Source organism: Bacteroidia bacterium (genome assembly GCA_025056095.1).
In the GTDB taxonomy this organism is placed as follows: Bacteria; Bacteroidota; Bacteroidia; order JANWVE01; family JANWVE01; genus JANWVE01.
The window spans coordinates 1-1,326 of the sequence record JANWVW010000339.1; the positions used below are offsets into that span (position 1 = coordinate 1).

General features: G+C 34.2%; 2 protein-coding genes. Both read right to left on the reverse strand.

What is annotated here, in order from left to right:
• Positions 1-24: 24 nt before the first annotated feature.
• A complete protein-coding gene (locus NZ519_13895) occupies positions 25-834 on the reverse strand; it encodes a GLPGLI family protein (protein MCS7029846.1) in 810 nt (269 codons plus the stop codon).
• Positions 835-1,008: 174 nt separating this feature from the next.
• A complete protein-coding gene (locus NZ519_13900) occupies positions 1,009-1,293 on the reverse strand; it encodes a hypothetical protein (GenBank protein ID MCS7029847.1) in 285 nt (94 codons plus the stop codon).
• Positions 1,294-1,326 lie beyond the last annotated feature (33 nt).

Below are 1,326 nucleotides of genomic sequence, written 5' to 3' on the forward strand. Positions count from 1 at the left end.
CGCATTCTGTAAAATTAAATGAATTTATTCGTATTTTTCAATGGTGAACATTTCAAATAATTTTGCTTTGCCAAATTTTGCGTCATTTGGAATTTTACCTTCTTTTTTGCCTATTTCAATGATATTCATTATGAGTGCGTTGGTTTTCTCTGATTCTTTTTCATATTCTGTTTTCATGGCTTTACGGTACTCATCAGGGTAAGATACCATTTTCCCGTCAGGAATTTCTGAGATACTTAGTTCTTTTTGAACATCTGCGGGAATACGAATGCTTTCTGCTTCAAAACTTACCTCGCCATCTTCACTCTTAGCTTCCAGAATAGCACCAGGCAACCCCTGCAATTTCCAAGGACCTACACTCGCAGGAATAGCAGGGGTGTACCAAACTATGTATTTTCTCCCTCTAAACTCAGCAGTGGCATTTTTGCAACTGAATCCTAAAATCGTTTTTACTTCATTTTTAAGCTGCCAAGGTATAACAGGAATTTTCTCCTGACTTATGTAGGGCTTGCCATAAATAAATTCCCTGAAATAAATTATACTTGTTTTTTTATCTGTCAAATACATTTGTCCATAAGTGTCTCGTTTTCTCTTGGTGGGTTTATCTCCTGTAACAGAGGCGTTTACTTCCATAGAGTCTTCTTTTCGCATATATACTAATTTATCGTAATCAAATAAAGATTTTTCGGTGTTAAAATACAAATAGGCAGGAAACGTACGAAGTTCTGCGGGAGCGGGAAAAGTAAAATTATACCTTATAAGTCCAGATAAATTTTGTGCTACAAGGTATGTTCCTAAGAATAGCCCAAACAATAAAATCAAAATTTTTTTCATAGATGTAGTTGCTCTTGATTTATATTAAATCTAATAAATAATAACACAAAAAGAGATAACATAAAATACTCAAAATCAAATTTTTAGTTTTCAGAATCCTATTAAAAATAAAATAGACTCAATATGTTTGAAAAAACTTTACCACAGCACAGTACTGTGGTAAAGTTAAACTTTTTAACAATTTGCGTGATTGTCTATAAGTGTTTGAATCGCTATGGTAAACTCATCGCAACCAGAAAGAAATACAGCAGGTAGTTGAACGTATTTACCACAAATGTTTAAGTATATTACACAAGGCACTTGCTGCACATCTTTTACTTCGGGTGCTGTCAAAGGTTCTGCGGTAATTACATTTTGTACATTGTTGCACATGGGGACATTTTCAGGGTTGCCTGCCCACACACTTACGCTCAGCAGCATAGCTGCGGCAAAAACGATAGATTTAATGAACTTTTTCATAGTTGAAAATTAAAAAGTAAGGTGTATTCACTT